The organism is Microcoleus sp. B4-C2, assembly GCF_036705265.1.
Classification (GTDB): Bacteria; Cyanobacteriota; Cyanobacteriia; order Cyanobacteriales; family Microcoleaceae; genus Microcoleus.
This window is the reverse complement of the sequence record NZ_JAUBUB010000177.1, coordinates 1-5,584: the sequence shown is the minus strand read 5'-3', so window position 1 is coordinate 5,584 and position 5,584 is coordinate 1. Positions and strand designations below refer to the sequence as shown.

Sequence of the window (5,584 nt, the reverse complement as noted above, 5' to 3'; positions counted from 1 at the left end):
CGCGTGCTCGTCAGCAAATAGCCTAGCCCCACTGGTTTACTCTTTTGACAATTAATCCACCCTGCTTCTTAAGGGGGGCTAGGGGGGATCTAGGGTTAATAGTCAAACAGCAGTCTGTGACAGGGTTTGAGCTTAAGTTGACACGACGAAAGGCAGTGCCGTTTCCCTACATAATGATTATTTTGGGGTAGGGAAACGGCGAAAGCCTTTGTCCTCCGTTGCCTTACTGCCAAACAAACACTTTCGCTTCGTATTCCGGCAAGTCAATCATAATATTATGGTCGCCCGATTCAACATCATAATTCCCAGTCCATTCGTGCCAAGTTCCGTTTGCCGGAAAGTGGGGAACGCTGTAACCTGCTAGATAATTTTCCGACATATTCGCCACTACTACAACTCTCGAACCTTCATCGTTCCAGCGAGTGTAAGCAAAAACTTTCGAGTCGGGATCTTCGTGGAAAAACTCGATGTTTTCTGTGTAAAGTGCTTGGTTATTTTTACGCAGGTGAATCAAGCCTTTGTAGTATTCCCACAAACCTTTATTCAGGTCATTTCCTAGCAGCGTCCAGTCAATTTTAGATTGCTCAATAGTTTTGCCTTTGTATTCGCCAAATTCTTCGCCCATCCAAATCAGCGGCACGCCAACTGCTGTCATTAACAGCACGGTTCCCAACTTTGCCCGCTTGAAGGCGGCTTCATCCAAAATTCCCCGATCGCCCAATTCGGCAAAAATGCGATCGTGATCGTGATTACTCAAATAATTGACTACATTCGTAGCACCCAAGTAACCTTGCCGCTTGCAGTCGATTACCTCTTTGAGGCGTTCTAAATCAAAATTGTCCCCGCACAGTTGTGGAATTATCGAGTGATAGAAACTGTCGTGCCAGCAGCCGTCCATCGGCCCGTCTAGATTGGTGATGCTGGGATCGTCGGGAATGTATTCGGCAACGGTATAAAACGGTTTTGGGCCGGCGACATTTTTGGCTTCTTGAACTACCCAGTGCATGAAATCGTAGTTAGCAATTTGTCGCGCCGCGTCGAAACGAATGCCGTCGAGATGATATTCTTGAATCCAGAAGCGGACTGTATCGCCAGCAAATTTGCGCGCCGGGAAAGTTCCTAAATTTTCGTCGTAGAATTCGTAGTTAAATTCCGGGCCCCAATTGTTGTCTGGATCGCGGGGTTCGTGGTGATACCAATAATCGTGATCGATTTGAGTCAGGGGGCTCGACGCTTCCGAGTGGTTGTAAATCCCGTCCATGATGACGCGAATCCCGCGCCCGTGACACTCGTCTATCAGGTTTTTGAGTTCTTCTGTGGTTCCGTAGCTGGACTCGGTAGCGAAGAAGTAGCGAGGGTTGTAGCCCCAACTGTAGTCGCCTGGGTATTCTTTGAGGGGCATGAGTTCGATCGCGTTGATGCCGAGTTCGACTAGGTAATCGAGTTTTTCGACGACGTGCTTGTACTTGCCGCGGGCTAGGGGATCGTCTTCGCCACCGGAAAAGTCGGCAATGTGCATTTCGTAAATCACTAATTCCCGATCGGCTGGTAGCGGTTTGTCATCGTGTTTCCAGACGTAGGTATCGACAATGCGATCGCCGTCTTTGATCCGAACAATGCCGTTTTGAGTGGGATTGTCGATGTCAGTCGCGTAGGGATCGACCACATCTACCCACTGATCGGGTTCCACAAACCAGCTTTTCGACTGAACGCGAAATTTGTATTGATAAACGCCATCCTCCAACTCAACTCGCGTGCGGAAATAACCCTCTTCGTCTTTTTCCATCGGAATCTCTTCCCAATTAGAAAAAGAGCCAATCAAGGCAGCTCCTTTGTTGTAGGGAGCAAATAACTTGAATTCAATTGGGGTGGTCATAATACCTCTTTCTAAAATATTTCAGTAGCAGTTGATACTTTTAATTTCGCAAATTTAAGCGAACTCAGCATCACTCTACGGATATAATTTATTTAAGCCTTAACTCTTCCTAAAAGTATCGTAATCTGGTCTCTGTCTCTGCCTTTTATGAAGTGAAATGGCGCAGTATTGGCAGTGCGATCGAACTTTATCTCACTGGGGAGCGCTCAACAATAAGTATTAGTAATATGATAGTTTTTTAGCATCTATCTTAAGGTAGATTTACTTTTTAAAAGATTGAAAAAAATATCTGTACTGGGATAGATGCGGATTTAAACTTGATCTTTTTTTAACAAGAAACAATTGCTTGGCTGGTGCACACTGCCTGCCCTAATTTTTTGGTAACAATTAGTCAGTCGCTGTGCACTGCACACCCTTAATCAGTGACCGAAAGCCTCCAGGATACCCGCCACGTGATTCATTCCGAAAGCAGACTCAGGACCCAGAAATAAAAAACCTGTATCCGATAAAGGAACCCCCGAATTTATCTCGCGCAAGTCAATGCTTCAATTCTTTAATCTAAAATCTCAAATCTAAAATCGATTGGCCGTAAGGTGCGCCCAGCGCACCCTACTTTTAACTTGATTTTGCCTGACGATCAGGCTTCATCCAACCAAGCCAGAACGCAGGGCGAGAACGGCTGCCTGAGTGCGGTCATCAGCGCACAACTTGTTCAAAATATTGCGGACGTGAGTCTTGACTGTACCGACGGTAATATAAAGCTTTTCGGCGATTGCAGCATTGCTGTAACCCTGTACGATCAGTTCCAAAACCTCTAATTCCCGCTCGGTTAAAGGGTAAGTCTCAATGATGTGACTAAACTCTGGTTCGGCAGCCTTAATGGTGACTCTTTTGCCCTCAGCCTTCGGTTCTTCCGGCGCGGGTTCCTGAGTGCGAGCTTGTTTGAGGACGATACGGGCGATCGCCGGATCGATCCAAGAGTTACCTTCGTGAGTTACTTTTACTACATCTAATAACTGATCGAAGCTAATATCTTTCATGCAGTAAGAATCAGCTCCGGCGGCAAAAGCTGCCAGAACTTCTTCTTCATTGTCCTGAAAAGTCAGAATCAAAATTTTTGTATCAGGATCGGACTCCGCTACCGATTTTTTGAACTTTTGTGTAAGTTCAATGCCATCAAAATCCGGCAACCCAATATCTACAATTGCCACGTCAGGTTTTGAAGACTGAAGCAGTTTCAATCCCTCTGTAGCGTTAGCTGCATCGCCGACAACTTCTATCGTGTCCCGCTGTTGTAAAGCTGTGCGGATGCCAACTCTTGTCAGGTCATGGTCTTCTACCAAAGCAACGCGAATTTTACTCATCTTTCTTCCAATAGTCCGCTAAAGTTTTAAAATATCGTCAACTGACTCAGCTAAACTGAGTAAATTTGAGAATGTGTCCTGATTTAGGGTTTTACAGGTCGCACATCATTTTTAAGCATACTCATGGAGTCGCCAAGAATGCAAGTTAATTTTTAAGTTATTTTGCGGCGATGCCTGCACGAGCCTTCATCGGGACAGGTAAGCTCTCAATGTTTCAACATTTTAACTGAATTATCTCATTGTCCGCCCGTTGATAGAGGTAAAGATACCACTACCCCGATAGATTTAAAGTATAAAAAATTTTGATGCACTTGGGTTCTCAAAATCAATAAAGCTAGCAGCACGAGTCTTTAGCCGGTGTTAGGGCTATAGTCCAATGCTTATTTATATAACCTGTTATGACTCAGTATCACGGCAATAAGTCTTTTCCCTCGGAGTTTTCCGACTCGGAAATCTTACACAAAGTATCTGAAATAACATCCCCCCAACCGCAAGTTGGCGACTGCCAAACTCAGGACGATCGCCTGTGGTCGGCAATTCCTCACATAGTTTGGAAAACAAAGGCTGACGGTTCGGCGACTTATTTCTGTCAGCGCTGGGAGGAGTACACCGGGCTACCAGCAGCAGCAGCTTTGGGTTTCGGCTATCTGGCGCGCGTCCACCCAGAAGACCGCCCTCGTCTATTGGCGAGATCGCACAGTTCTAAGTTCCCGCCCCCAAGCTACGAAATTATATTTCGTCTGCAGACGCGAGAGGGCACTTACCGCTGGAACGTGGCAAAAGGAGAGCCTGCTAACCCCGACAGTCAGGAAGTTTTGGAGTGGGTGGGAACCTACACAGATATGGAGCCGATCGAACAAACTCAACCCGATCCCGAAGCAGAACCAGAGTTTTGGCGGCATCAAGCGCGATCGGAAGCTAATTTCAAAGTAGAAAAATTGTGCCAAGCCCGGACGGTAATAGAGGCTGGGCGGGAGTTACAGGTGATAGAGCAGTTTACAAATATATTGAGCCAGCGCGCGGGCAGTTTGTGCCAGTTGTTGCAAGCCATCGCGGACGCGACTGTAGAGGCGATCGCAGGAGCGGAATTTTGCCTAGTTGCTCTCCTGGAGTCCGATTGCAGCGGCCTCAAACTCAGCGCTGTCGGAGGCACGGAAAACTTTGGTGGGGGCAAAACTCCGCACGTGCAAAACAAGCTGCTGTGGAAAGCATTTGCGACGGGAGAGTCTGTACTGTGGCGCTCGGAGTGCCGCAAAGGCTTGCTGCCGGCGGCGGCTTGTGCAGCGGCGATCGAGTCGGGGCAAAGCGGGCGTTTGGGTGTGCTCGCCATCGGCAACGGGAAAGACAGCACGGCGATGGACGGGCATACTCAGCAACTGCTGGCGGTGATGGGAAAACAAGCGGCGATGGCCATTAATAACGCACTGGCGATCGAAAAATTAAAAAAGCAAGAACAGCTTTTAGACTTGCAAAACGAGCTGCTAATTCGCCAGCAGGAAGAACTGGAAAATCAGGCGCGACGCATTCAACAGCAAAAATTGCAACTGCTAGAAGCAGCCAAGTTAAAATCGCAATTTTTGGGCATCATGTCCCACGAATTGCGAACTCCCATGAATTCGATTATCGGCTTTTCCCAATTGCTGCTGCGCCAGCACAAACAAATGCTGACCGCCCAGCAAACAGAAATGGTGGGGCGCATTTTAAATAACGGCAAAAATCTGCTACTGCTGATTAACGATATCCTTGACCTCTCCAAAATCGAGAGTGGCCGCACAGAATTAAAAATTGAAAAATTTGATTTAGCGCATTTAGTAATGGATGTCGCCTTGGAATTCGGAAATCAAGCCACCGATAAGAATGTGGCATTGTCCGTCAGCGTGTGCTTGCAGCATCAGTTTATAGTTAATGACAAGTTGCGCCTGCGGCAAATTTTGGTCAATCTCGTTTCCAACGCGGTTAAATTCACACATGAGGGCAGCATCTATATTGAGGTGCGGGAGTTAAATCGCGATCGGCTAATTATCACCGTTCGGGATACAGGAATCGGCATCTGTGAAAAGGCTCTTCCCCACATTTTCGACAAGTTCCACCAAGGCGACCAAACCACAACTCGCCAATATCCAGGCACTGGTTTAGGACTAGCTATTTGTGCTTCTTTAGTCAAGATGATCGACGGTACAATTATGGCCGAAAGTCAACCCAAAAAAGGTTCGACTTTTCGGATGGAATTCCCGCGAAAAGTTTATCCTAAAAAACTTACTTCCTGACTAAGGATCGCGAATTAAATAACTTACAATTTTAATTGTTATTGTGGGATGGGCGTCCCGCCCGTCCAAAAAGGACG

General features: G+C 46.9%; 3 protein-coding genes. 1 reads left to right on the top strand and 2 read right to left on the bottom strand.

Annotated elements, in window-relative coordinates:
* Positions 1-223: 223 nt before the first annotated feature.
* Both QUB20_RS28045 and QUB20_RS28040 read right to left on the bottom strand, forming a co-directional pair.
* A complete protein-coding gene (locus QUB20_RS28045; RefSeq protein ID WP_333251353.1) occupies positions 224-1,876 on the bottom strand; it encodes an alpha-amylase family glycosyl hydrolase in 1,653 nt (550 codons plus the stop codon).
* A 644-nt stretch (positions 1,877-2,520) separates the two neighbouring features.
* Entirely contained in the window at positions 2,521-3,240 is a 720-nt protein-coding gene (locus QUB20_RS28040) for a response regulator transcription factor (protein WP_333057024.1), read from the bottom strand.
* Positions 3,241-3,638: 398 nt separating this feature from the next.
* On the opposite strand from QUB20_RS28040, the gene QUB20_RS28035 reads away from it, so the two are divergent.
* Complete coding sequence (locus QUB20_RS28035) at positions 3,639-5,507, top strand: PAS domain-containing sensor histidine kinase (protein ID WP_333251355.1); 1,869 nt, start codon at positions 3,639-3,641, stop codon at positions 5,505-5,507.
* The last annotated feature ends 77 nt before the right edge of the window (positions 5,508-5,584 follow it).

Coding starts and splice junctions, on each gene's coding strand:
- QUB20_RS28040 (WP_333057024.1), bottom strand. CDS start 3,240: ATGAGTAAAATTCGCGTTGCTTTGGTAGAAGACCATGACCTGACAAGA.
- QUB20_RS28045 (WP_333251353.1), bottom strand. CDS start 1,876: ATGACCACCCCAATTGAATTCAAGTTATTTGCTCCCTACAACAAAGGA.
- QUB20_RS28035 (WP_333251355.1), top strand. CDS start 3,639: ATGACTCAGTATCACGGCAATAAGTCTTTTCCCTCGGAGTTTTCCGAC.